Raw genomic sequence first — 23,457 nt, 5'->3', positions numbered from 1 at the left:
GTCTTTTGACTAAGATGATCTCAACATGGTCAATAAAGGTCTCGCCAAATGTCAGTGAATGAAATTCGTTTTTATGAACCTGACGAGTCATATGGCTTCCTGTCTAATTTCTTTCCAGCATCTATTGTCATTGATGGTGAATACTGGTCATCGACTGAACACGCATACCACGCGCAAAAGTTTGCTGATGTGGCCTTACAACAGAAAATTTTATCCGCCAAAACGCCGTGTGATGCTTTCAAACTCAGCCGTGAGCTGGAGGCTCATGTCCGCAAGGACTGGGCGCTTGTGCGTTACGACATCATGCATTTCGTGGTGATGGAGAAGTTTTTGCAGCACCCAAATTTGCGTCAACGTTTAATAGAAACTGCACCGGCTATTTTGATTGAAAACTCGCCCTGCGATAGCTATTGGGGAGCAGGGGAAAACAACAAGGGAGAGAACAAAATGGGGCTCATACTTATGTCAGTACGAGCGCAATTTATCCTGTTAAATTCAGAGAATGTGCCTACAAAATAAGAATTAAATGCAATTCCTACCTTTATCGGAAACGTTTCCAAATCGCGCTGCTAGAGTAACTCACGAGCGAAAAGAAACAGTTCGGGACGCCCGATGTCTGTCTTTGTGGATTTGAATCTGTATCGAAGAGACGTTGAACCGATCCTAATAACAATAGCTTGGCTCCCCCCGCCTGACTGATTTTCCTCAATACGTGTCGTCACCGTGTGTTTTCATGAATTGCCGTGATTTATCGACGCGCAGCAAATTGGATTGCGAGACAGGGCCTTGCCTCATTTGGGTTAGTGAATGCTGCGTAAGTACGTTCGAAAGCACCGTGACTTTTAAAGATTCCGGTTGGTAAAAGACAGTTGTTGACTGAAAAATCAGTGCCCTAAACAACAACATCTTTACTGGTATCCGTTGGATCTGTAGCGCCAAAAAGGCAAAAAACACGGATTTCCGTGTTGCTTCCGGAACGGGTGGGTTTCCACTCGTTGATGGCCTGAGGCATGTTCAATACACGGTGTGAATACCCAAAGGGGAGATACATGGTTGATACCGCACCAAGCCTGACCACGAAACGTCAGGACGCACTGCTCATTATTGATGACGATCCAACGTCTCAAAGACAACTTAGCCAAATTTTGGAGGACATTACCTCCGTGGTGGCTGCGCCCATGCAAAGCGTGGCAACAGCACTGAATCAAATGCTGACCTCTGTGGTCGTAATGGGCAGCAGTGATGCTGTCGCGATTAACTTGGTCAGGGAAATCCACGCTTTTGCTCCCCGAACGAAAATTCTGGTTATTGTAAACAGCGAAAATGACGGCGATGCCATCCTTGCTCTCAAGGCCGGCGCAACCGATGTGATAGAACGCCCCTTCAGTGATGAACTGCTTCGCATGATGGTCAAGCGAGCTAGACATACTGCCAAGCTAGAGCATGAAGTCGAGCGTTTGAGGGCGTATGAGCGTCAGCAACAATCTATCCTCGGCGGCAGTCCACCAATGGTACAAACCTTGCGCATGGTTGATCGCGTCGCCAACACTGAAGTGAATACCCTGATTTATGGTGAAAGCGGCACGGGTAAAGCGCTGCTGGCACGTGCGATTCATGATCGCAGCCCTCGAAGCAATGGTCCTTTTATTACCGTCAACTGTGCGTCGATACCTGAAGATCTGCTCGACAGTGAACTCTTTGGTGTAGAGAAAGGTAACTTTGATTCCCGTCAGGTGAAAATTGGCAAAATCGAAGCGGCGAATGGCGGCACACTCTTTCTTGACGAAATCGGGGATATGCCGCCTTCGATTCAAGCCAAAGTTCTGCGCTTTTTGCAGGAGAGAATGGTAGATAGAATCGCCGGTCAGCGAGCCATTGCAGTGGATGTGAAAGTGGTTGCTGCGACGCATCAGGATCTGAATCATCGCTCGGGTGATCGCAAATTCCGCGAAGATCTGATCCACCAACTCGGTGAAGTGACAATTACCATCCCACCACTTCGCGAAAGGGAAGACGACACCCTGTTGTTGGCTAAGACGTTCCTGTTACAGTTCAACCAAACCATGAACCGTAACTTGGTAGGCTTTACGGAAGATTCGGTGGAAGCACTGATGTCTTATTCATGGCCGGGAAATGTCAGAGAGCTTCAAAACAAGGTTCACTCTGCTGTGATCATGGCTGATGGCACTCAAATTACAGCCATGGATCTTGCTTTGACGAAGGAGCACCGCAAAGACAGCGGTTTACCGCTCAATCTTCGTCAGGTGCGTGAAGAAGCTGAACGCCATGCAGTGACAAGAGCGTTGGCACGAGCGGAAGGCAACATGTCTCAAACCGCCAATCTACTCGGTGTGTCACGTCCGACCCTTTATACCCTCATCGAAAAATACTCTCTCCAGCGTTAACGCTGTATGAAGCAATGAAAAGCCCGCTGCGCCCTCGTGGTGCAGCGGTCGTTGCTTTGTATCAATATTGCGACCCGACAAAAAATACCCCTGAATGACCTGCGGGAATAGGCCTTCTGCATATACAGTTAAATTGTCGCTTGACCATCATTACGTGTGATACGGCACAGAGAGCGACTATACCCAAGCTATCTGCATTATCTCGTGTTCGGATAGATAGCTTGGGTATATGCAGTGGAGTAGTTACGATGAGAATGACCGAGCTAATTGATAATAATCTGGTGCTGAAAGCGGATGTCGAAGTCTGTCTTGCAGAAGGATTCTCGTTGGATGTATGTAGCTACGAATCTGGCGACCAGATGGTACTTTTCAGCCCTTCCAATGGCGACGTAATGGTCTGCGACAGTGCGACCAGTGTGTTCCTTTCTTTGCTTGAAAAAAACCTGCCACTCGGTGCTGCACTGTCAGCGCTCTCTGTCTGTGAACCTGAATATGCCCGTAACCTGCTGCGAGAGCTGGAGCGTATGGAAATTATCTCTTTGGCAGGGGTTCGCTGGCGCTAACTTGAAAGTATTCGTAAGCGTATCTTCAGGTCGTTTGGGGATAACTGGCTGTATTCTCATAGTTAGTGCGGTATGCTGAGGTTTATCTCTGATTGCTTTCGAATGGCCACACTTGCAATACATCAAAATCACTGACGCTATCCGCGAACAAATTCAAAGTGGCCAGCTTGCTGCTGGCACTAAACTCCCATCAGAAAGAAAGCTGGCAGAAGCATTCAAGACAACCCGTGTGACCTTGAGAGAGGCACTGTCATTGCTGGAAGCGGATGGACTGATTTTCCGCGAAGATCGTCGCGGCTGGTTTATTTCCCAGCGGCCTCTGGTGATCAATCTGTCCAAGCCTTATGAGTTCTCATCAGTCGCTTTGTCTCTAGGGCGAAAACCCACCACAGAAGTGCTTTCCAGCGAAAGCATGATGGCGAACAAAGAAAGCACCGAAGCCCTTTCCCTTCCTCCATTCTCTGACGTATTTCGATTTGAAAGAGTCCACAGCCTGGACGGCAGGCCGGTAATGTATGCAGAACATGTGATTCGCGCAGAACGTGTGCCTAACCTGTTGCAGCATGCTTTGGAGGGAGATTTGTCTGAGCTTTATCAAAGCGAATGGCAACTCAACGTCACAGAGGCAAAGTACCGTGTTGTGTCGACCACTTTTGATCAAGATGTTGCACTCGCTACCCGCTCAACAACGGGTTCTCCGGCAATAAAGATCACCAAAGTGAATGTTGATGAGTCGGGTGTGGCGCAGGAAGTGGTATTTGAGTATTGGCGATGCAGTGCGATTGAGCTGGAAATGGAAGCAGCGTTTACTCTCCGTTAATCCAACTCTTCTTTTCGTCTGTTTTTTCTTTTTGCATCTCCTGTCGGCGTTCGATGCGATTGATTTGTTTTTGCAGGGTGACGCCGTTGAAAGGCTTGACCACAAAGCCATTGACGCCGTGTTGGATTAGCTCTTTCACCTTATCTTTGTCTTGTTCGCAAGAGACAATCAATACGGGGGTTTTGGCGAGCTTTTCGTTGCCACGTACTTCTTGCAGCAGCTCACGGCCATCCATTTTTGGCATATTGAGGTCAGTGATCAGTAAATCGTAGGGTGTTTTTTGCAGCATTTGGAAGGCTTGCCAACCGTTGGTGGCTTCCTCCAAATCCAAATACCCAATGCTTCGAAGCAGGTTCAGCATTACATGTCGCATGGAAGTCATGTCGTCGACAACCAAAATTTTCATCGTCAGTCGCTGCCTTTAATCACGAGCCTGACTAAATAATAGTTCACATATTCTTGATTTTGCGACAATGAATGCGTCGTGGTTGTTATACCCCAAATAACCTGAAGATGATCGTTCAGCGATTGAGTTGAGAGGGAGCGATTGTAGGCGCTGCTGGCATATCTTCTTCGTGAACAACCTTACGTTGAGCCATTTCGTAGAGCGCGCGGTAGCGGATTCTGTGTTCGTGGTGGTTATGTTTGTGCATCACATAGGACCGGGAAGCCTGGCCGAGTTTGAGGCGCAAATGGCTATCGGAAAACAGGGTGAGGAGTTGATGCTGAATCAGCGGTTCGCTGTTCGCCACTTGCCAGCGAAGCGGATGTTCCTCATCTGAATTGTTAGTGTCAGAACGATGGGTGATCACCGGGAGACCCATCGACATCGCTTCCAGCAAAGAGGCCGGAGTGTGGGTGTCATCATTCAAGCTGACAATGGCATCAATATGGCTATAGAAACGCTCATTGTCTGAAAGATGGCTGTAAAACCGAACACTCTCCTCGGTGATCTTGAAACTGTCCAAAACGTTACGATAAGCACGAAGGTTTGGACTATTACCCAGCAACAAGAGTAGACAATCACGGGCAAATGCCGGTGACTGTTTTCTCGCTGCCATGTATTCATAAAGAAAGGCCAGCACGGTCGATTTGCAGAAACCGGTAACCGGAACACCGACAACAAAACGTTGTGTTGGGATAGGGACGGTGCCAATAAAATGATTAGTGATGTTGGGGTCTATTTCGCGTAGGGGCGGGCAGTAATGACGGTTATCAATACCCGTGCGGATAAGGTGCGCCTTACCTGATTCCAGTCCTACCTTTTCCTCAAGCCAATTCAGGCTTTCATCTTCAGGTGTAATGACAAAATCGGCTGAGTGAGCGAGTAAACGGTATTTCCAAGGTCGCAGAAGCTCACGCCAAAAACCACAATGGCTGCCACTGTTACTGTGAATATGCAGTTTTACTGGAATATCGAGACGGTGTGCCAACCACTGTATCGGAAACGTCGTGTCACCATAGGTTTGGCAAATATCCGGTTTGAGCGCAGTGAGCGCTTTATTGCACGTACGAAGGCGGCGGGGCAATGAGCCTTTCAAGGCCAATTCCAAACAGCTGACCTGACGCGGCAGTTTGACCGGTTGCACTTTTGACTTCTTCAAAACAACCAACGTGTGCTCATAGTGAGGAAGGGGAAACTGACGGATGTTGGCAAAAACCAGATCATTCTGCGCAGTATCGTTCAGTGAACTGACGATATGGCAAATTTGTCTGGGTGATTTGACAGGCACCATACTGAACCCCTTGCACATGCGGTTTGTCGATGACTAATGTTTGCATAGTTGGGAAATTCAGAGTTTCTGATTTAAGAGACAAAGCATGAAAAAGCGTCAAGAAGACGTGGCGTGATGGAATAAGAATCTGAAATAATTAGAAAAAGGCAGTGAACGGCTGCCCGTGAATCACGATTGCTTGACGCTACATTATTTCTTCGGTGGATACACTGTAGCGCTTAAGTTCGGCGCGGTTTCTGCCTGCGCGCTTGGCTTTGTAGAGGCATTGATCGGCCGATTCAAGCAATTGGTTTGGTTGGGTATCCGGTGTTGGTTTACAGATAATACCGCCGATACTGATAGTAATAATGCCGCTGTTCGCACTCCCCTGATGAGGAATACAAAGGTCACGTACGGTTTGGCAAAGTTCCCATGCGACTTGCTGGGCGAAGTCGAAATCGGCTTTTGGCAATAGAAGGGCAAACTCCTCCCCACCGAACCGTGCCAGAGGCGCAGAGTATTCATTCGCCACTTTGTTCATGGCGCGTGCGACGTAACTGAGTACCTTGTCGCCTTGCAGGTGCCCGTAAATATCGTTGTAGGCTTTAAAGTGGTCAATGTCGATCATCATGATGGTGACGGCGGTGTCATCATCAACAGCATCATACAGAGCGGTGCTGAATAGACGGCTAAATGGGCGACGGTTTAATAAGCGGGTTAACTCATCGGTTTCTGCTTCCAAGCGCAGTCGTTCGTTAGCCATGATGAGCTCTTCTTGGAGTTCAGTCATCGCCAGATGATCGCGCTCTCGAATCGTCAATTCACTCAGCATGGTAGCGAAGCGTTTGAGCAGAAGACTTTTATTCTCGTTCCAGCGTATAGAGCGGTGATTCGTGGTGGCGGCGACCAAACCAAAACTCTTGCGGCCATCCGTCAACGGGAACATGGCAAGGCTATGTACCCTCAGATGTTCGAGGAAATCGCGCTCGGTAATGGCATTTTCGTCGAGGTTGTTGATGTCTACGGTGGCGACATCCTGCGCTTCCATCAACCAACGTTTCACTTTGTAATTGTCGCTAAAATCGATAGACGGTTCATCGCTGTCGACAGGATAGGAAGCGCGGTATGAGACTTTTTCCTGGTCGATAGATAGCCAGAACACATGGTCTGACTCGAACAACTTGGCGAGTGTCGGCATACAAATACGAACGTCATGTTCAACGTTGGTTTTGTGGCCTTTCAGCAGACGAAGAGAAAGATCGGCGAGAAGTTTGTTTGCCAGACTTTGCCATTCAAGCTCCTGGGCGCGCACGGTCACTTCTTCTGCCAGCAAGGTTTTGTGTTGCTTTAGCGTCCTTTCTTTGAGTTTGTTTTGGATAAAATCGCCGCGGATTCGCATGTACAGCTCTTGGATTGAGCGGGCAACCTGCCCAAGCTCATCTTCGCTTCGGGTCAGTTTTTCTGGAATCGCAAATTTTCTTACCGTATTCAGGTCGATACGATCGACAGTGTCGACCAATGATCGGATTCTGCGGGTGAAGGTTCTGCGAACAATCACAATCAACAGGAAAGCGACCAACAGCGCTTCGAAGAGATAAACGAATGCTGAGGGTGTCGCGCTCTTGAAAGCGTCTTGTTTAATGGCTTCGAAATCCAGATAGATCTCAAGATCACCAATATCTTTTCCCTGATAGAACAAATCCTGCCGCATGAAATGCTCATCAGTTTTGTTCATAGAAGCGTTGTCTGCCCAATACTGTTGGCCGTCATCACCCACCAGGTAGACGTTGCTGACATAAGGCATATCAGCCAGTTGCTGCATTTGGCGAACGAGTAGGGTGAGATCATCCTGCTTGAGGGAATAGCCAATTGTGCTGATGGTGCTCTTGATGCGTTTTTCGAGAGATTTTGTCGTCCACTCAACCGTGTTGCTGTAATTGATGCCAAGTTGAACTGTCACAGACACGAAAGCAAAGATAAGACTGATGCCAAGTACAATGGCGGAAAGTTTGGTCTGTATGCTCTGACGTGATTTATGAAAACTTTTTAGCATTCAAGGCTCTTATCGTTTCGACGGCTCTTAATGAGTAAGACGACATTCTCGAATAGGATGCGTCTTAGCATATATGACACAAAATATGACAACATGTTCAAAGATAGTGAATGAACATGTCATGGTTTTGTTAAACAAAAGCAAACTGCGAGAGCGGTCTTGATAAAAGCGTAAGACAGCACGCATTGCGAGGAAGAGACAAACAGCATTCCACCGTGCTCTTAGAAGTCAATGAGCCTGAATATCAAGTGGATAAGTCTGCTTGTTCTGCTTCTCATTCCCAGACCGACGTTTCATTGGTTTATCAATAAATTTGTCAGTTGTGTGCATTTTACAGGAAAAGTGACTCAAAAATAGCGCAAACAATAGCCTGTTACTGCTATTGAATGCCGTTTGGATATAAATCAGTCAAATGAAAAAGAGATGTAGCACGTAAGTCAAACTCGCATGAATCATGCGTCTTTAGGTTGTTTGGGTATAGCGGATCGTTTCTGGCGGTTGTTTCCCTAATCGTGCCTGCTGACACACACACGGTGGCTCCCCACGTTAGTTTGTTGACCCATATCCAGGCAGGCATCGAGGTAGGTGAACTTTTGATACTCCACGCCGAATATAAAAGCACCAATTATCATCACAACAACGATTATCCATCGGAAAATCTTCAATTTCATGTAAACTGCCCGCCCTTGAAAACGACCTATAAGCGTAGTTTAGGCTGCTCGATTGTGTTGCGTTATTACTGATATGAACCCAAGGGTCTGCACAGATTTTTAGGTTTTGTGTCAGTCTGGGTCAACAGCCCCTAGACCTTGCCCAGAACAATATTCTGAATAACGGTAAGAGCGCAGCATTAGCGAGTTATTGCTTAGACCTGTTTTCAAAAAAAACAAAAATAAAAACAGCAATTTATTTCATTTTTTGCTGTGGCAGCTATGAAATCAGCTTCTATACTCAATCTGTATGTGCTTGATGTGGCAGTGCCATTCAAGTGCAACGGGTTTTCACATGGAATAAGAGAAATCACATTGAAAACGACAAAACGAATCCGCAAGTTTTTCCCATTGGACTTCTATGGAGAAGATAGAGGTTGGCGGTTTGTTATCAGAGCTTACAGTGCGGCTGAAGTTTTCGATGCGCTAATGTGGCGCTCTTACCTTTCTGTCCGCCGTCAGGACTTCAACTTGCTGCATTTGGCTATTGAAACGTTCCAATACGTGAATGACTACTCAGAAGGTCGTATTGCGGAAGTTGCTGGATCCCACGGTACGCTGATGCGCGTAAAAATGTTGGGTCCGGTAGTAGAAGTCGGTGCGTTGAACCAAGCCTATCTCGACAAGAAACTGCTGGAAGAAAAGTTTTCATCTGTTGCGTAAAACCGACTCGAAAAAAGCCGGACGTTTTTGCCCGGCTTTTTTATGTTTGGCGATCCAATTTTCCTTAAATAGGCCCTGTCTGCCATACCGCATATCTACTGCTCACAAATAAATCAGTGTTAAATGGCCTGACACCACCACCTAATCAAATTCACTTCGCATATTTTTACATCTAATTCGTAACGAAATATTTCCATTGGTAACAAAACAACAAGTTTTTAACCTGCTGCTCTCTTGCTAAGTGATGGAAATATCGTTAATTTAAGTGCTCTAACTCTCTGATTTAACGCTTATATGTTACAGAATTGTAATATTTTAATTTTTAGCACTTTAAAACGAAGTATGTGAAAATAGCCGCAAGTGAGCAAAAATCGCTCAATCTTTTCATTAACCTTGCTTATTGGAGTAGAAATGGCCTTTTTCGCGGTTATTTTTCTTTCAGTTGTTGGTGGCATCCTGGCTGGCGATCACTTCCACTCATACATGGTGGGCTTTTCGTTAGCGACGATAGCTGTAGGGTGTTGTTACTGGCTAAGCTTCCGACACACTAAGTACCCTCAACTTGCTCTTCTGCTGTTGATCTCTGGATTCGCAGTTAAGCTGGGTATCACGGTGTTTGGTGTCATGTGGAGTCTGGAAAGGGAGTTGATTACTTCACCCTTTATCTTTGCATTGTCTTACTTGTTCTTCTCTTTGGTCGCGACATACGGCTACTTCAAGTACAGAGAATTTTGGAACAAGCGTATGGACGCCGTTAAAGCAAAACTGCAGACAACCTAACACGCTAGAATTCGATAAAAGGCAGCTTCGGCTGCTTTTTTCTTTTTTTGGGTAAAAAGTATTTGTCGTCAGGCACCTCAAATACTCGTTCAATTTCACATATCGTTGATGTAATGAATCACAACTGTTAGTGATGTCTAAACTAGAAGACAGGTGATCTTCTTATCAGGCAACATGGCCATGACATTCCGGAAGCTAAACATACTTCTGAGTGCGTTGACTCTCTCTGTCTGCGCCATTTTGGTGTTTCATAATCTTCGTCAGGCTGAGTACTTGAACGAGATGAATGAGTCATGGAATAAGGCGTCAGTACAAAACATTCAGATCGCTCTGGACTTAGCTGAACTGGAAAGGGCATTTGGCTATGTTGGTTTCATTCACCACTTCAAAAACTATGTGATTCGTCGTGAAGATGTTGACTACAGAGATGCCACCGAAAGCTATTGGGAAACCACGGATGCTTTGAAGCGAGTCATGTCTTCGGAATTGCCTGAATACGACCAACAGGATTTGCTGATAGTTCAGGCAACCCTAAACGAATACTTTCGTAATCTAAATGACCTGTACCTTCATCACGCACATCTGCCCGCCGAGGAGGCTGATAGATTGGTCAGGGTGGATGACAGTCAAGCCCGTGCAGCGCTGGTCAGGCTGCGTGCAGATCTGATTCCGAGTCCTCTTGAGCAATACAACGAAACGCTGACCAGCAATCAAACCAATGCTTTTTGGACCCTCGTCAGCAGTACCTACCCTCTGTTTATCATCTTGGCCTTTGCTTTTACGATCTCTTTCGTGAGCAGAAAAGTGTTAATGCGAGCCAAGGAAATCGACACAATTTTCAATGCTTCTCCTGATGTTTTCATCTACTCAGATACGGATGGGAAAATTCTGAGAGCCAATGTGATGGCGTCGAAAGTATTCGGCTACAGCGAATCCGAGTTGAAGGAAATGAAGATTGAAGACCTCGTCGACCCGGCCGTCAGAAATCGCCATGTTAAGCTCAGAGAACGATTTATCGCCAACAAAGGCAGTCGTGTGATGGGCGGTAATAATGCCGAGATCAAAGGGCAGACGAAGTCCGGCAGGCTGGTTCCGCTTAATGTTGCCATTTCTTCGTTCGTTTTTGGTCCCCATAAAGGGGTGATTGCCATCGCCCGTGATATGACGGCGCTAAAGCAAATGGAGTTAGACTCGTCGCACGATGCACTGACTACCGTCTATAACCGACGTTATATTGAAGCGAAACTGGATGAGGAAGTGAAGCGAGCAAAACGCTATGGACGTGAGCTTTCGGTACTTCTTGTCGATCTGGATAATTTCAAAAGACTGAACGACACTGAAGGCCACAGAGCGGGTGATAGGGGGCTAGTCGTAGCGGCAGAACACCTTCGTCAGCAGTTGAGAAAACACGACTTTGTCGGCCGTTGGGGCGGCGATGAGTTTTTGGTGGTATGCCCAGAGATCAGTCAGGGTGACGCGACAGAAATTGCGGATCGTATACGCAGACGTTTCGAAGAAATCCATTTCCCTTGGGGATGTGATGTGACCATGAGCATTGGCATTTCGACACTTCAAACCAACTCCGCCAATGTCACCACGCAAAACCTTTTTGATGAGGCTGATAAGGCTTTATACAGCGCCAAAGAGCGCGGAAGAAATCGCGTTGAGCATTTCGCTGATCTAAGGCGCCCGAAGCGCATTAAATGAAACTACTCAGCCCCGATTCACCGTTTGGTCCGGTACCGCGACAGACTTACCATCCTCTTTGAAAAACGGGGTCGGTACATTGGTACCCTTGATTTTGTTTTTCAACATAAACACTATTACTTCAAACATAGATTTCATTGAGAATTTCGGATGTGGTTTAGTTGGCGGTGTTCCTTTTGCGAACTTTCCCATGACGTAGCACTTCACCGGTCCTAAAGCCTGCTCTTTATCAATGCCATGAATGACTGCAGCAGGAATACCGACAAACGGATGTTTCCGACTAATGGTGTTAGCAATAGGTGAGCGACAGCATGCAGTATAGAATCGGTAAATACCACCGGGTTTCATTCGCACGCAGCGGAGTTGGTCAGCACCTTTGTGAATATCGACATCAGCAGGAGCAAGTTGGAATATGTCGGTTCCGCCCCATTCATCCAACCATTTATCTTCATTGCCAACATGTTTTGCGAAACCTTGGCAGTCATCGCAATAGCAGACCATGTGGTTACCAGATTGAGGTGATACGTGTTTTAACGTGCCTTCAAGGGCACCACATTCACAGCGCAAAGTCAGTTGGGTCATAATAATCCCTCATGCCATTATTCTTTTATTTAAGCACCATCTAACTCATTGTGAGTCTGAGATTTGTTTGAAAGGCAGGTGGGCCAGCGCATCCTCGTAGTAACCCTGAATCAATCCGTGCTCTCGTTGCAGATAATCTTCGATTGCTTGATGGAAGCCTTGGTGACGCAAATGATGGAGTGAATGGGTGATGACGGGCTCAAATCCCCTAAGCAGTTTGTGTTCGCCTTGTGCGCCTGCATCGAAACGGGCTATCTGATTGGCAATGCAATACTCAATACCTTGGTAATAGCAAAGCTCAAAGTGAAGGTTTTCAAACTCCGATAGACACCCCCAGTAACGCCCATACAAGGTTTCTTCAGAACGAAAATACAACGCGCCAGCAACACGTTCTCCGTCGACCAAAGCAAACACCAATACCAATGCGCCGGGTATTGCGATCATCAGCTGTTCAAAGAAGTCCTGGTTCAGATAGCCTGTATGGCTGGAGCGCTTGAGATAAGTGCGTTGGTAGAATTGATAGAACCGACTCAGATGTTCTGGTGTCACCTCAGCCCCATCAACAACTTCCACTGAAACACCTTGCTTGGCAATGCTTTTGCGCTCTTTTCGGATGTTCTTGCGTTTGCGGGAAGTGAGGGCATTCAGAAAGTCATCAAATGTTCTGTAGTCGCGGTTGAACCAATGGAACTGGACTGCGCGCCGCTCGAGAAAGCCGCCAGCGTGGCGCTCTTCAATCAAGGTTTTTGGCGGGAAAAGAATGTGAATACCGGAACATTCAAGTTGTTCGGCGAGTGAATGCATAGCCCCCATTAGGTATCGGCGAATTTCCACGTCATCTTCAGCTTTTGAAACCAAAAGGCGCGGGCCTGATGCCGGAGTAAATGGCACAGCACAGATAACCTTAGGGTAGTATTCCAAGCCCGCATCTTCGTAAGCTTCCGCCCACGACCAGTCAAAGACATATTCGCCATAAGGGTGAGTTTTTAGGTAGCAAGGTGCCGCACCAATCAGTTCATTGCTGCGGAAAACACCAATATATTGGGCGTACCAGCCGCTTTTCCCACTGATGGTTTGACTGGTTTCAAACGTTTTCAGAAAGGCATAGCGAAGAAAAGGGTAGTCGTCAGAGAGCAGCGCATCCCAGGCTTTTTCACCAAACTCTTCAATGTGGGCGACAACACGGCATTCCAATGTCATGGATTCTCTAACTTCCTTTAAGTGATGGAATAAATAGTGACTGACCCTAATGAAAGATCAACCCACACACATTAGGTGATTACGCTTCACACACATAGACAGTCTTTATTCACTATGGACGATCTAGATCACGGAGATTAATTCCATGCTGTTCATCAAATGCAATCAGATATTCTAAATTCGGAAAGTGGCGAGATTTAATACTGGAATATCGAACTTTATTTGGTTTTTGCTATTGATGAAATGTATTTGGGTGGCATAAGATTCTTTTAACAATCTAGTAACAGATTGGGTTTTGTCAGACCAATCCACAAGGAATGAGATATGCAAAACAAGTTTCTGATTGAAGCCTTCCAAACCCCCGAGAATGTTGCTTCGACCTTGCTCCCTTACTTTGGTGAGCTACGCAAAGACCCTTATGTCGATAGCGATGTCCGTTTCCGAAGCTACGCCCGTTTTTCGCTCTCATACAAAGGCGATATTGTCCGTTTACCCCACGCGCCGTTCATGCAGTCATCAGAGGTAAACCGGGTAGTGGGCGATATTGAACGACACTTTGAACCAATGTCCGATGATATGATCGATGTGCCCGAGTTCCAGCACTTGCTGAAGTCCTTTGCCAGTGCCACTGGGCTTGAACACACTGGCGCTAACATCGACGTGCATCAGATCCGTGTGACCTGTTCGGCAAGCGATACCAGTGCGCCGGCACCGGAAGGTATTCATCAGGATGGCTTCCGCTTTGTAGGCATTTTCTGTGTGCAGCGGAAGAACATTGCAGGCGGATTTACCCAGATCTATTCCTCTCCAGTGGATCAACACCCGCACCTGAATACGGTGCTGGAACCAAACCAATTCATCATTCTGGATGACCAGCGTTACTATCACCACATCTCAGAAACACTGTCGAGCAACCGAGGCGAGGAGGGAGTGCGCGATGTCTTCGTATTCACCGCTTAACAGCAACAATATCCAAGCATTAAGAGCCCAATTTCCTGCGTTGCAGCGAGAAGTAAAGGGCGTCACTCCTGTTTACCTTGATGGTCCCGGTGGCACACAAATGCCTGATTCCGTTATTGATGCGTTCAGCGCGTACCTGAAAGGCGGCAACTCAAACCTTGGCGGGAAATTCCAGGTCAGTCAGGAAACGGTGGATTTGGTCACACAAGCCAGGGAAAGCGCCGCAGCTTTGCTGGGTTCAGCGCCAAATGAAGTTTTTTTCGGGGCGAACATGACCTCAGTGACGTTCAGCTTTAGCCGCGCATTGAGCCAGCAATGGGAGGAAGGCGATGAAGTGATCGTGTCAGTCGCGGATCATGGTGCTAACCGATCAAGCTGGATCATGGCCGCCCAAGATCGTGGTGTGACGGTGCATCATCTGCCGATCAAAGATCGTTCCGGGGCGCTGGATTTAAATACGCTTGAGACCCTACTTAGCGAAAAAACCAAGCTGGTGGCTGTGACGGCAGCCAGCAATATTACGGGCACCATTACTGACCTAGAAGCCGTGATTGCCAAAAGTCATGCAGTGGGTGCAAAAGTGTTTGTTGATGCCGTGCATTTGCTTCCTCACCAACTGGTGGATGTGAAATCGCTGGATGTTGATTTTCTCGCGGGGTCTGCCTACAAGTTTTACGGGCCTCACCTTGGCTTTCTTTACGGAAAATTCGACCTGCTTTCGGATGTGACGCCTTACAAAGTGGAGCCAGCCCCAAGCTTTGCCCCAAATTGTTTTGAAACCGGTACGTTGAACTTCGAAGCACTGAGTGCCTTTGTCGCGTCTGTTGCGTATTTGGCGTCCTTGGGGGACGGTGACACCTTACGCAGCCGATTGGCGAAGGGCTATGACAACCTCCATCAATACGAGTCCGTACTTTCGGCTTACTTCCTTGAAAAGCTTCAGAGCGTCGAGAGCGCAGAACTCTATGGCATTGATGGAGTGGAAGGACGAACGGCGACATTTGCCTTGCGGTTCGGCGACCGTGATCCATTGGAAATTGCAGAAGCTTTGGGCAAGCAGCAAATCTATGTCTGGAGTGGCCATCTCTACGCAGACAAACTGACCGATGCGTTTGGCGTGACAGAGAAAGGCGGCATCCTCCGTGTCGGGCTGATGCACTACAACACCTTCGAGGAAATCGACCGCTTCTTTGATGCGTTGAAAAGCATTCTGTAGCAGAAACAGAAAGGCCACCTCTTCAGGTGGCCTTTGCATATCATCGTCTGCCAGAAGTTAGGCGACCAGCGTATAGGTGATCACGTAGAAATCTTCATCGTTTGGGTAGATTTCGCGTATCAACGGCTTTAATTCTTCCAGCGGAATGAATTCCTGAGCGGCGTGCTCTTCGTTGATGTCATCAAAACCAATTTTTTCTACTGACACGATATCAATCTGGCAGACGAACTCGTCCTTCTCCAGCGTGTGAACGTCGACGCGCGTTCCCGGCACATAGTGACTTTCTGATTCATCGCGAATGGTGATGGTTTTCTTTCCTAATGCGACAAGCGGCGTCAGCCATTCAAAGAAAGTGATTTTTGTTGGTGCCTGATTCACAGTCATACCTGCATTTAGCTGATAACAGAGCGCGAGTATATTCGCGTTTTTGCATCTCACAAAGAAAACATTGAGTCACGCTATACCCGACAATACTTGGGGTTCACCCATAAAGAAGGACACCATAATGAATCCTAAATTGATGGCGGCTTTTTCGTTGTTTGTAGCGACGAGTGCATCTGGCATGACGCTGACAAGCCCGCAGGTTACAGAAGGGGAATCCCTCAAGAAAGGTCAAATATTTAATGGCTGGGGCTGCACGGGAAAGAATCATTCGCCAGAGCTGAAATGGGTCGATCCACCTGAAGGCACCAAAAGTTATGCGGTGACTATGTACGACCCGGATGCACCAACTGGCAGCGGCTGGTGGCACTGGGTGATGATTAACATCCCTGCCGATGTGCAATATCTAAAACTTAATGCCGGAAAAGAGGGGGGAAGCCTCATGCCAAAAGGCGCGCAAATGCAGCGCAACGATTTTGGTGTTGTTGGTTTTGGCGGGGCATGTCCTCCACCCAAAGCATCCAAGCATAACTACGAGATCACGGTCTTTGCGTTAGATGTGGAAAAACTGGATGTTCCTGCTGAAGGCTCTCCAGCATTGGCTGGGTATAACATCCTCCAACACCGAATTGGAGAAGCGCAACTCATTGCACCAACGAATGCCAGAGACTGAAAAGAGGGTAACGAGAGAAAACACGAGATGATGAGGATTGGCACTTGATGCAGGAACCAAGTGCCAATGCAAGTCGATCAGAAGTTCGCCAAGAAGAAAGGAATCATCAGCGCGTTGACCAAATCGATAAAGAAAGCGCACACCAAAGGCACGATAATGAACGCCAAATGCGAGTTACCGTAGCGCTGAGATACGGCTGACATATTCGCCATTGCAGTTGGTGTGGAACCCAACGAGATGCCACCAAAGCCACTACAAATCACCGCGGCATCAAAATTCTTACCCATGGCTGGGAACACCACATAAATATTGATCAACACAGCAACAAGGAATTGCGCGGCAAGAATGGTAAATATCGGGCCTGCCAAATCGATGAGCGTCCAAAGTTGCATGCTCATCAAAGACATCGCCAGAAACGTACCGAGTGAAATGTCTGCCAGCAAAGCAACGGCAGGCTTGCGCGAGGGCCATTGCGTGCCCGTAAGTCTTGGGAAAGACTTGGGGACGAGATTGGTCATGATGATGCCTGCAAACAAACAACTGACGAACAACGGCAGTTGCAGACCAAGCTCCGATATCCCTTCATTAATAACAAAACCCAGAATGATACAGATATGAATCGCCAGAACAGCATCAAGGAAATCGAAGCTGTTGATTTGCTTTGGCGCTTGGTTTTCTTCTGAGCCGATATCTAAAGGTTCAACCGTTTGCGGTTTTAGCTGGTGCTTTTGAATGAGGAATTTAGCGATGGGGCCCCCCATTAAGCTGGCGAGGATTAGCCCAAAGGTGGCGCTGGCGATTCCAATTTCCATCGCATTGGAAATACCGTATTCCTCAGCAATTCTTGGCGACCAAGCGATCGCTGTGCCGTGCCCACCAATCAGGGAAACGCTGCCGCCCAACAAACCAACAGGCGATTCAAGACCAAACAGCCCTGCAACGGTAATCCCCGTCAGATTCTGCACCACCATATAGCCAATTGTGATGAGCAGGAGAACCACCAGTGGGCGTCCGCCTTTCATCAAATCACCGAGGCTAGAGTTGATTCCGATAGTAGTAAAGAAATAGACCAGCAATATGTCCCTTGCGACGAGATTGAAGGAGATTTCGATACTTGTGAAGGCATAAAAAAGTGAAAACAACACGGAGAATAGGATGCCGCCAGTAACAGGTTCAGGAATGCTGAACTCTTTTAATACAGGAACGGCTTGGTTCAATCTACGTCCGATAAACAGAACCAAAATGCCGAGTGTTACGGCGAAAAAAGAGCTTACCTGAATCAGGTTTTGTTCAAGCAGGAATTCCACGTTATCTCACCCATTAGTTGTTTTTAGCGTCGTGTGAGGCTAGCTAAACATAGGGTTATGACAAGGAACAGTAGTGATGGGGTTGTAAGCGTAAATGACTGAAGATACGCAGATCAATTGCGGTGGATCTCACACAGGGCATGTCTGTTTTTCATCGAGAGTATTCATTGTTTGAATGGCGCTAACGCTGCGATGGCCTCCTTGACCGTGGGGAAATAAATTTTGGTCAGACAGACCTCTGCTTTGCAAAACTCATGGGTTTGAATCAGCGCAGAAACCTCGATGGCATCGAATTGCTTAGTGTGTGGAGCGAGTGAAATTTGTCGGCTTTCCATCGACAGTAAAAAGCAGATCCCTTCAGAATCAATCAGAATATCTTCATCACTGAAAATCATGTCTGTTGCTTCATCTTCAAACTGGCTTTGACTGGCAATAAAAAGCAGTTCGTCATCACCATCGAGTTTTAATATGGCTGGCCAAACTGGAGTGGAAGACATTGTTGTTTCTCTTTGAATTTATAATGACCAGCGAATTAAACATCCACAATTGGTTCTCTGACAACTGTTTCTTGGTAATCAGCGAGTGTCTTTCGAGGCTTTGATGGCATATAGCAATGGCACTTGCTGACCTTTGTGAAGTAATTGATAGCCTTTTCGCTCTACATACTCCAAACCTTCGAAGCAGTTATAAGGGCTATATGGATACTCGGCAAAAACATCAATTCGAAGGCCTGCCTGAATCAGCGCATTGATAACTTCGCTGAGTGGATGTGGCCAGGTAGCCATGGTCGATGTGGTGCCATCGCAGTTTTCTGTGTAAGTGCCTTCCTCTTCAATATCCGGTTCCTCACTTGGAAAGTAGGAGTAACCGTAGAGTAAGTCATTAAACGTATGGAACTCGACGATGTGGAATTCCCCACCCACTTTCAGTGCACCTGCGACTGTCTTTGCCCAGCGCGACAGATCCGGTAGCCAACAAAGCACACCGTAAGAGGTGAAAACGACATCGTATTGCTCTGTGTTGCTCTCTCCAAATTCGTAGATATCGCTTTCAATAAACCTTGCTTCGAGACCCAAGTCGCGACTGAGGCATTGGGCTTGTTCAATCGCAGTGGTAGATAGATCTACGCCAGTGACTTTTGCGCCTAAACGCGCCCAGGAAAGGGTATCCTGACCAAAGTGACATTGGAGATGAAGCAAGGATTTACCTTCTACGTTTCCGACTTGTTCGAGCTCGATGGGATTGAGTGAAGACTTCCCCCGTTTGAACGCTTCAACATCATAGAACTTTGATTCAATGTGAACTGCCGTTCGCTTGTTCCAGGCTTCTTTGTTGAGGCTCAAATAATCCAGTTCCATCGCTATTCACCGTTAATGTGGCTTTCGAAAACAAATCTGGACTGACCCTATATCCCATTGCCAAGCAGCTCCAGAGATTCATCTATAAACTGGATATGCTTCTCTCTTTTTCTTTTCCAGGTTCCAACATGAACTGAATCTGAACGCAGTGCTCACCGGACGTTAAGTGTGGGTTCTTTATTCTCTCTCCATCAATCAAATGAAGGAGAAAGAAATGGAACCTATCAGCGTAGTCATTATTACTCTCAATGAAGAAAAGCGTATCGGCCGACTGCTGGATGACTTGGTCAACCAGACTCATCAAGACTTCGAAGTAGTGCTGGTGGATTCAAACAGCGACGATGCGACCCGCGATGTTGCCCGCTCATTTGAAAAACACCTGCCAGCATTGACTGTGCATCGCATGGAAAGCCGTGGTGTCAGTCTTGGCCGTAATACGGGCGCTTCCATTGCTAACCATGAGCGCGTGTTGTTTATGGATGCTGATGTGCGTTTGGAACCAGAGTTCCTCGAAAAATCACTGAAAGAACTGAATGAAAAGAACCTTCAGGTAGCTGGTGTTTACATGGGTGCCAAGGCGCTGCCAGCGGTCCAGAAGGTGTGCTACGCAGCATTTAATGGCGGCATGTTTGCCACACAGTTTTTCTTCCCGACAGCCGTGGGCGCATGTATTTTCTCAACCCGCACGGCACACAAACAGCTTGAAGGCTTTGATGAGAAAATCACACTGTGCGAAGACTGTGATTACGTTCGCCGTGCGAGCAAGCTAATGCGCTTCCGCTTCATTAATCAGGCTTTCCAGTTCGACCCGCGCCGATTGGATCAAGACGGCATGGTTGCAACAGGCTTTGTATACCTGAAGGCCAACTTCCGACGCTTCTTCTTCGGTGAGATGCGTAACAACGAAATGGAATACCGCTTTGGTCATTATCAGGACCAAAAGTAAGCCCAACGGAATGAATGAAAGCAAAGGACTAAGAGGTCATCATGTTTGAGTCTATCGGTTTATTTCTAGGCGCTTTTTTCGATGCGTTGATAGGCCCCAACTTATTTGTGCCAGCAGAGCCCTTCCTGCTGGCCGCGGGTTACCAGCTGTATGACGGTATTATCACAGGCGTGATCATGGTCTTGCTGGGTGGTTTTCTCGGCGACCAACTCAGCTATCTGGCAGGACGGAAATTCGGTAAACCTGCGCAGCAAAAACTGATGAAGTGGCAGCCAAAAACCCGCAGAGCATTTGCACGTTGCCGACGTTTGATGGCGACAAGAGGAGCCTATGCGATGACCTTCGCCCGACTGTTGGGGCCGGTTGCCTGGGTGGTTCCCTTTATGGCTGGTTCACAGAAGGTCTCATGGGGACGTTTCACGTTCTACTCGACAATCGGTCTGATTCTGGGCGCAGGACAGTTCATCCTTTGGGGTTATTTGTTGGCCGCAGGCGTTGAGCAATTTCCTCTGTTGGACACGATTGTCTCGATGGTCGGCGAGCACCAATATAGCTTAATGGCCATCGCGGCGACCGCGATTCTTGCATGGGTAGGCTATGCCTTCCAATGGAAGAAGTTAGTACCCAAAGTCAGTGCGTTCTTCCTGGTCGCTACGCTTGGCGTAAATTACAGCCATTACTTCTGGTACGCAGACAACTTTGTCGACACAGTGCCGACAGAGACGGTAACGCCAGTTTCACTGAACTACAAAGTTTACCCCGGCAAATCGCCATTCTTTGATGCGCAAGGTGTAAATGTGCTCTATGTCGGCGAGTCGCCAAGAACAATGATGAACGAGTTAGGTTGGCTGGAGAATCAAACCTTCTCTCGTAACGATATTGATTGGGCTGACTATGTTGATCTGCTGAAAGGTCAGACACCACCTGTATCCGATTTATTCTGGAATGAACGTCCTCAGGATATGGCGTTCCAATTGCCAGGCGATTTACTGAAACGCTCACATATACGCTGGTGGCAGGCCGGGATTGATAAAGATTTGAATCAGCCACTGTGGGTAGGTGCCATTAGCTATGACGATGGGCTAAAGCTGACCATGTATTCAGGGATCATCACCGTACTACACAGCATTGACCCGAATATCGACGCAGAGCGCGATGAACTGGCGAACATGATCAATACGCAGCTTCCTCAGCTTTCAACAGAGTACTATCAGGCATTGACCCCGCTAGCGGTGGATGACCAGCACGATTATTACAGCGATGGTAGGGTGTTGGTGATTAGCGACAACGAGATATCGCTGGCGAATGTTAGCCCTTAGATGAAGTTAACCCTTAGATGAAAAAGAGCCGCCATGATTGGCGGCTCTATATAGTCCAAATTCTTCTTCCCTTAAGGTCAACAGACCCTAGCGAGCAAGTTTCACTGTCAGCACCGCTTTCAATCCGCCCATGCTTCCTTTCGTTAACTCGAGACTCCCACGATAACTGTGGGCAATTTCATTGACGATATTGAGTCCAAGGCCCGTGCCGGGCGTGGATTCATCGAGTCGGACACTGCGTTTTAGCACGTTGGTTAGCTCTTCGTCGGGAATGCCTTCTCCGTCATCTTCAACACAGATTTGAACCGTTTCTTTTCCCGCATCAATAGCGTAAATCCGCACCAAGTTGTTTGCCCATTTATAAGCGTTCTCGATGAGGTTCCCCAACATTTCATCCAAATCAGCAGGGTCGACGGCAACGTCAAATTCATCATCAAGCTCGTTAATGACAATGACTTCACGGGAAGCATAAACCTTGTCGAATGCCAGCGTGATGGCATCCACCCGAGCGCTGGGATTGGACTTCACCGCGAGTATATTCATTGAGCCTGCGACCCGGGCGCGACCAAGGTGGTAGTCAATCTGGTTCTGGATCCGCTCAATTGAGGGAAGCAGCTTTTTCTGGCTTTCCTCATCCAGTGAAAGCACGTCATTTTTGAGCACAGATAAAGGCGTTTTGAGCGCGTGGGAAAGATTCCCCGCATGTTGTCGGGCACGGGAAAGTAACTCATGATAATGGAACAGTAGGGCATTGAGATCGGATACCAGCGGCGACACTTCCTGCGGGTAGTTAGTGCTGAGGGCATCTTGCTTACCCTCTTTAAGTTTCACCAACTCCCGTTGCATGTCATTAAGCGGTAGCAGCGACCATGCGACTTGCAAGCCAACCAACACAATCACGCCCACAAATAGCATGGATAAAATCACCCAAAGCTTACTGGAGAGGCTTTGCAATACGTCTTCGGTGGGATCTTCGTCGATACCAATTTTGACGGTGACTGGCGTTGTTCCGCCTTTGGGTACGAAGGTCTGGGTAATGGTGATGAGAGGCTCTTTCCTCGCACCAAGCATTTCCTTTATTGGCCCGTCGGAGAGTTTGAAATCTTTGTCCGCCAGTGACGGTGAACGCAACACCGTCGTTCCCTGAGTAATACGCCAATACAGCCCACTGAAAGGACGTTCAAAACGGGCGTCTGACAGAGGTTGTGCCAACACCAACTGCTGGTTTTCATCAAGCTGCAAGTTGTTGGAGATTTCATCCATCGACAGCTGCAAGCGCTCTTTGGTCGCCGTTACGAGATAATCATTCATCAGCACTGGGATTCCGATCCCGGCAATAGAAATCATGACGGTTGCCCAAATCACGGTTGCCAAAAGCAGGCGGCTTTTCAGGCTCAGTTTGCCGATATAGCTGACTCTACTGCGCATTGAGTTGATACCCCAACCCGCGCACGGTTTTGATAATGTCTGGCGCTATCTTCTTGCGTATTCGCCCAATGAAAACTTCGACGGTGTTAGAGTCGCGCTCGAAATCCTGTTTGTAGATGTGCTCAACCAGCTCTGTTTTGGAAATCATCTTCTCAGGGTTATGCATGAAGTAAGCAACCACTTTGTATTCCAGCGCGGTCAGCGTGACTGCCTGACCTTGCCAAAGCACGGTCGACGTTCGGGTATCCAGGCTCAAGTCGCCCATTTGTAAAACAGGCGATGCAGTGCCGGAAGCACGTCTTAAATGAGCACGAAGTCTGGCAATGAGTTCGAGCATTTCGAACGGCTTGGTGAGGTAGTCGTCGGCGCCAGCATTCAAACCTTCAACGCGTTGCGAAAGGGTATCGCGCGCGCTGAGGATGATAACCGGGGTGTTGATATTCTCGTCGCGGATGCTTTTCAGCACTGTCAGGCCATCGATTTTCGGTAGGCCTAAATCGAGCACAATGGCATCCCAAGGCTCTGAGGTAGCGCGATACAGAGCATCGATACCATCTTCAGAGAGCTCTGGCACCCATCCATTCTTTTCTAAGGTATCGAGTATTTGTTCACTTAACTGTGGTTCGTCTTCTACCACTAATATTTTCATTTCTTATCCTGTTTGATCTCGA

Annotated in this window: 23 protein-coding genes; 12 read left to right on the top strand and 11 right to left on the bottom strand. The window is 47.6% G+C overall.

The features are described 5' to 3' along the window. Positions 1 to 48 precede the first annotated feature (48 nt). The 4 genes from RN22_RS10635 (at position 49) to RN22_RS10615 (ending at position 3,788) form a co-directional block, all read left to right on the top strand. The gene (locus tag RN22_RS10635; protein ID WP_046304260.1) at positions 49 to 519 is read left to right on the top strand and encodes an NADAR family protein; all 471 of its coding nucleotides are present in this window, start codon (positions 49 to 51) and stop codon (positions 517 to 519) included. Between the two features lie 530 nt (positions 520 to 1,049). Next, positions 1,050 to 2,405 (top strand): sigma-54-dependent Fis family transcriptional regulator, encoded by a 1,356-nt coding sequence (locus RN22_RS10625; protein ID WP_046304258.1) that lies wholly within the window; start codon positions 1,050 to 1,052, stop codon positions 2,403 to 2,405. 248 nt (positions 2,406 to 2,653) lie between these two features. Beyond that, complete coding sequence (locus tag RN22_RS10620) at positions 2,654 to 2,968, top strand: hypothetical protein (RefSeq protein ID WP_046304257.1); 315 nt, start codon at positions 2,654 to 2,656, stop codon at positions 2,966 to 2,968. Between the two features lie 112 nt (positions 2,969 to 3,080). Continuing rightward, on the top strand, positions 3,081 to 3,788 hold the full coding sequence (locus RN22_RS10615; protein WP_046304256.1) for a UTRA domain-containing protein: 708 nt from the start codon (positions 3,081 to 3,083) through the stop codon (positions 3,786 to 3,788). Here RN22_RS10615 and RN22_RS10610 read toward each other — a convergent pair. The 3 genes from RN22_RS10610 to RN22_RS10600 all read right to left on the bottom strand — a co-directional run bounded on the left by RN22_RS10610 (position 3,775) and on the right by RN22_RS10600 (position 7,556). Then, the gene (locus tag RN22_RS10610) at positions 3,775 to 4,194 is read right to left on the bottom strand and encodes a response regulator (RefSeq protein WP_046304255.1); all 420 of its coding nucleotides are present in this window, start codon (positions 4,192 to 4,194) and stop codon (positions 3,775 to 3,777) included. The genes RN22_RS10615 and RN22_RS10610 overlap by 14 nt on opposite strands. Positions 4,195 to 4,309: 115 nt before the next feature. After that, positions 4,310 to 5,524, bottom strand: a complete 1,215-nt coding sequence (locus tag RN22_RS10605) for a glycosyltransferase family 4 protein (protein ID WP_046304254.1) — start codon at positions 5,522 to 5,524, stop codon at positions 4,310 to 4,312. A 184-nt stretch (positions 5,525 to 5,708) separates the two neighbouring features. After that, on the bottom strand, positions 5,709 to 7,556 hold the full coding sequence (locus RN22_RS10600) for a diguanylate cyclase domain-containing protein (protein ID WP_046304253.1): 1,848 nt from the start codon (positions 7,554 to 7,556) through the stop codon (positions 5,709 to 5,711). Positions 7,557 to 8,581: 1,025 nt separating this feature from the next. Here RN22_RS10600 and RN22_RS10595 point away from each other — a divergent pair. The 3 genes from RN22_RS10595 to RN22_RS10585 all read left to right on the top strand — a co-directional run bounded on the left by RN22_RS10595 (position 8,582) and on the right by RN22_RS10585 (position 11,416). Continuing rightward, positions 8,582 to 8,929, top strand: a complete 348-nt coding sequence (locus RN22_RS10595; RefSeq protein WP_039849896.1) for a hypothetical protein — start codon at positions 8,582 to 8,584, stop codon at positions 8,927 to 8,929. Between the two features lie 411 nt (positions 8,930 to 9,340). Continuing rightward, the gene (locus RN22_RS10590) at positions 9,341 to 9,709 is read left to right on the top strand and encodes a hypothetical protein (protein ID WP_046304252.1); all 369 of its coding nucleotides are present in this window, start codon (positions 9,341 to 9,343) and stop codon (positions 9,707 to 9,709) included. Positions 9,710 to 9,889: 180 nt separating this feature from the next. Then, positions 9,890 to 11,416 carry a diguanylate cyclase gene (locus RN22_RS10585; RefSeq protein ID WP_046304276.1) on the top strand — a complete coding sequence of 509 codons (1,527 nt, stop codon included), beginning with the start codon at positions 9,890 to 9,892 and terminating at the stop codon, positions 11,414 to 11,416. A gap of 6 nt (positions 11,417 to 11,422) precedes the next feature. On the opposite strand, the gene RN22_RS10580 is transcribed toward RN22_RS10585, so the two are convergent. Both RN22_RS10580 and RN22_RS10575 read right to left on the bottom strand, forming a co-directional pair. Then, positions 11,423 to 11,998 carry a DUF6151 family protein gene (locus tag RN22_RS10580; protein WP_046304251.1) on the bottom strand — a complete coding sequence of 192 codons (576 nt, stop codon included), beginning with the start codon at positions 11,996 to 11,998 and terminating at the stop codon, positions 11,423 to 11,425. Between the two features lie 45 nt (positions 11,999 to 12,043). After that, the gene (locus tag RN22_RS10575; protein ID WP_046304250.1) at positions 12,044 to 13,198 is read right to left on the bottom strand and encodes a GNAT family N-acetyltransferase; all 1,155 of its coding nucleotides are present in this window, start codon (positions 13,196 to 13,198) and stop codon (positions 12,044 to 12,046) included. 324 nt (positions 13,199 to 13,522) lie between these two features. On the opposite strand from RN22_RS10575, the gene RN22_RS10570 reads away from it, so the two are divergent. Continuing rightward, on the top strand, positions 13,523 to 14,158 hold the full coding sequence (locus tag RN22_RS10570) for a 2OG-Fe dioxygenase family protein (protein WP_046304249.1): 636 nt from the start codon (positions 13,523 to 13,525) through the stop codon (positions 14,156 to 14,158). Then, on the top strand, positions 14,136 to 15,374 hold the full coding sequence (locus RN22_RS10565; protein ID WP_046304248.1) for a cysteine desulfurase-like protein: 1,239 nt from the start codon (positions 14,136 to 14,138) through the stop codon (positions 15,372 to 15,374). Before RN22_RS10570 ends, RN22_RS10565 begins: the two co-directional genes overlap by 23 nt. Before the next feature lie 57 nt (positions 15,375 to 15,431). Here RN22_RS10565 and yqfB read toward each other — a convergent pair whose 3' ends face one another. After that, positions 15,432 to 15,752, bottom strand: coding sequence for a N(4)-acetylcytidine aminohydrolase (yqfB, locus tag RN22_RS10560; RefSeq protein WP_046304275.1), 321 nt, complete (start codon positions 15,750 to 15,752; stop codon positions 15,432 to 15,434). Between the two features lie 127 nt (positions 15,753 to 15,879). On the opposite strand from yqfB, the gene RN22_RS10555 reads away from it, so the two are divergent. Beyond that, positions 15,880 to 16,428: a YbhB/YbcL family Raf kinase inhibitor-like protein gene (locus tag RN22_RS10555; protein ID WP_046304247.1), complete on the top strand. Its 549-nt coding sequence runs from the start codon at positions 15,880 to 15,882 to the stop codon at positions 16,426 to 16,428. A 77-nt stretch (positions 16,429 to 16,505) separates the two neighbouring features. On the opposite strand, the gene gltS is transcribed toward RN22_RS10555, so the two are convergent. From gltS to RN22_RS10540, 3 genes are all read right to left on the bottom strand, one after another. Next, a complete protein-coding gene (gene gltS / locus RN22_RS10550) occupies positions 16,506 to 17,735 on the bottom strand; it encodes a sodium/glutamate symporter (RefSeq protein ID WP_046304246.1) in 1,230 nt (409 codons plus the stop codon). A 164-nt stretch (positions 17,736 to 17,899) separates the two neighbouring features. Next, positions 17,900 to 18,232, bottom strand: coding sequence for a DUF4144 family protein (locus RN22_RS10545; RefSeq protein WP_046304245.1), 333 nt, complete (start codon positions 18,230 to 18,232; stop codon positions 17,900 to 17,902). Between the two features lie 78 nt (positions 18,233 to 18,310). After that, positions 18,311 to 19,093, bottom strand: coding sequence for a bifunctional 2-polyprenyl-6-hydroxyphenol methylase/3-demethylubiquinol 3-O-methyltransferase UbiG (locus RN22_RS10540; protein WP_082111394.1), 783 nt, complete (start codon positions 19,091 to 19,093; stop codon positions 18,311 to 18,313). Positions 19,094 to 19,307: 214 nt separating this feature from the next. Between RN22_RS10540 and RN22_RS10535 the strand changes: the two genes are divergently transcribed. Both RN22_RS10535 and RN22_RS10530 read left to right on the top strand, forming a co-directional pair. Continuing rightward, entirely contained in the window at positions 19,308 to 20,039 is a 732-nt protein-coding gene (locus RN22_RS10535; protein WP_046304244.1) for a glycosyltransferase family 2 protein, read from the top strand. Positions 20,040 to 20,080: 41 nt separating this feature from the next. After that, positions 20,081 to 21,358 (top strand): LssY C-terminal domain-containing protein, encoded by a 1,278-nt coding sequence (locus RN22_RS10530; protein ID WP_046304243.1) that lies wholly within the window; start codon positions 20,081 to 20,083, stop codon positions 21,356 to 21,358. Positions 21,359 to 21,445: 87 nt separating this feature from the next. Here the strand turns inward: RN22_RS10530 and RN22_RS10525 are convergent, their stop codons facing one another. Continuing rightward, positions 21,446 to 22,786, bottom strand: a complete 1,341-nt coding sequence (locus RN22_RS10525) for an ATP-binding protein (RefSeq protein ID WP_046304242.1) — start codon at positions 22,784 to 22,786, stop codon at positions 21,446 to 21,448. Then, positions 22,776 to 23,435 (bottom strand): response regulator transcription factor, encoded by a 660-nt coding sequence (locus RN22_RS10520; protein WP_046304241.1) that lies wholly within the window; start codon positions 23,433 to 23,435, stop codon positions 22,776 to 22,778. The genes RN22_RS10525 and RN22_RS10520 overlap by 11 nt, the downstream gene beginning before the upstream one ends. Between the last annotated feature and the right edge of the window lie 22 nt (positions 23,436 to 23,457).

Source organism: Grimontia sp. AD028 (assembly GCF_000973155.1).
GTDB classification, from domain to species: domain Bacteria; phylum Pseudomonadota; class Gammaproteobacteria; order Enterobacterales; family Vibrionaceae; genus Enterovibrio; species Enterovibrio indicus.
This window is presented reverse-complemented; position numbering and strand designations above follow the sequence as displayed.

What these genes read in the sequence shown, in the direction of transcription:
- RN22_RS10625 (WP_046304258.1), top strand. Translation starts at nt 1,050, where the DNA reads ATGGTTGATACCGCACCAAGCCTGACCACGAAACGTCAGGACGCACTG.
- RN22_RS10635 (WP_046304260.1), top strand. Translation starts at nt 49, where the DNA reads ATGTCAGTGAATGAAATTCGTTTTTATGAACCTGACGAGTCATATGGC.
- RN22_RS10600 (WP_046304253.1), bottom strand. Translation starts at nt 7,556, where the DNA reads ATGCTAAAAAGTTTTCATAAATCACGTCAGAGCATACAGACCAAACTT.
- RN22_RS10545 (WP_046304245.1), bottom strand. Translation starts at nt 18,232, where the DNA reads ATGTCTTCCACTCCAGTTTGGCCAGCCATATTAAAACTCGATGGTGAT.
- RN22_RS10585 (WP_046304276.1), top strand. Translation starts at nt 9,890, where the DNA reads ATGACATTCCGGAAGCTAAACATACTTCTGAGTGCGTTGACTCTCTCT.
- RN22_RS10570 (WP_046304249.1), top strand. Translation starts at nt 13,523, where the DNA reads ATGCAAAACAAGTTTCTGATTGAAGCCTTCCAAACCCCCGAGAATGTT.
- RN22_RS10520 (WP_046304241.1), bottom strand. Translation starts at nt 23,435, where the DNA reads ATGAAAATATTAGTGGTAGAAGACGAACCACAGTTAAGTGAACAAATA.
- RN22_RS10555 (WP_046304247.1), top strand. Translation starts at nt 15,880, where the DNA reads ATGAATCCTAAATTGATGGCGGCTTTTTCGTTGTTTGTAGCGACGAGT.
- RN22_RS10610 (WP_046304255.1), bottom strand. Translation starts at nt 4,194, where the DNA reads ATGAAAATTTTGGTTGTCGACGACATGACTTCCATGCGACATGTAATG.
- RN22_RS10620 (WP_046304257.1), top strand. Translation starts at nt 2,654, where the DNA reads ATGAGAATGACCGAGCTAATTGATAATAATCTGGTGCTGAAAGCGGAT.
- RN22_RS10530 (WP_046304243.1), top strand. Translation starts at nt 20,081, where the DNA reads ATGTTTGAGTCTATCGGTTTATTTCTAGGCGCTTTTTTCGATGCGTTG.
- RN22_RS10605 (WP_046304254.1), bottom strand. Translation starts at nt 5,524, where the DNA reads ATGGTGCCTGTCAAATCACCCAGACAAATTTGCCATATCGTCAGTTCA.
- RN22_RS10525 (WP_046304242.1), bottom strand. Translation starts at nt 22,786, where the DNA reads ATGCGCAGTAGAGTCAGCTATATCGGCAAACTGAGCCTGAAAAGCCGC.
- RN22_RS10590 (WP_046304252.1), top strand. Translation starts at nt 9,341, where the DNA reads ATGGCCTTTTTCGCGGTTATTTTTCTTTCAGTTGTTGGTGGCATCCTG.
- RN22_RS10535 (WP_046304244.1), top strand. Translation starts at nt 19,308, where the DNA reads ATGGAACCTATCAGCGTAGTCATTATTACTCTCAATGAAGAAAAGCGT.
- RN22_RS10565 (WP_046304248.1), top strand. Translation starts at nt 14,136, where the DNA reads ATGTCTTCGTATTCACCGCTTAACAGCAACAATATCCAAGCATTAAGA.
- RN22_RS10575 (WP_046304250.1), bottom strand. Translation starts at nt 13,198, where the DNA reads ATGACATTGGAATGCCGTGTTGTCGCCCACATTGAAGAGTTTGGTGAA.
- RN22_RS10580 (WP_046304251.1), bottom strand. Translation starts at nt 11,998, where the DNA reads ATGACCCAACTGACTTTGCGCTGTGAATGTGGTGCCCTTGAAGGCACG.
- RN22_RS10540 (WP_082111394.1), bottom strand. Translation starts at nt 19,093, where the DNA reads ATGGAACTGGATTATTTGAGCCTCAACAAAGAAGCCTGGAACAAGCGA.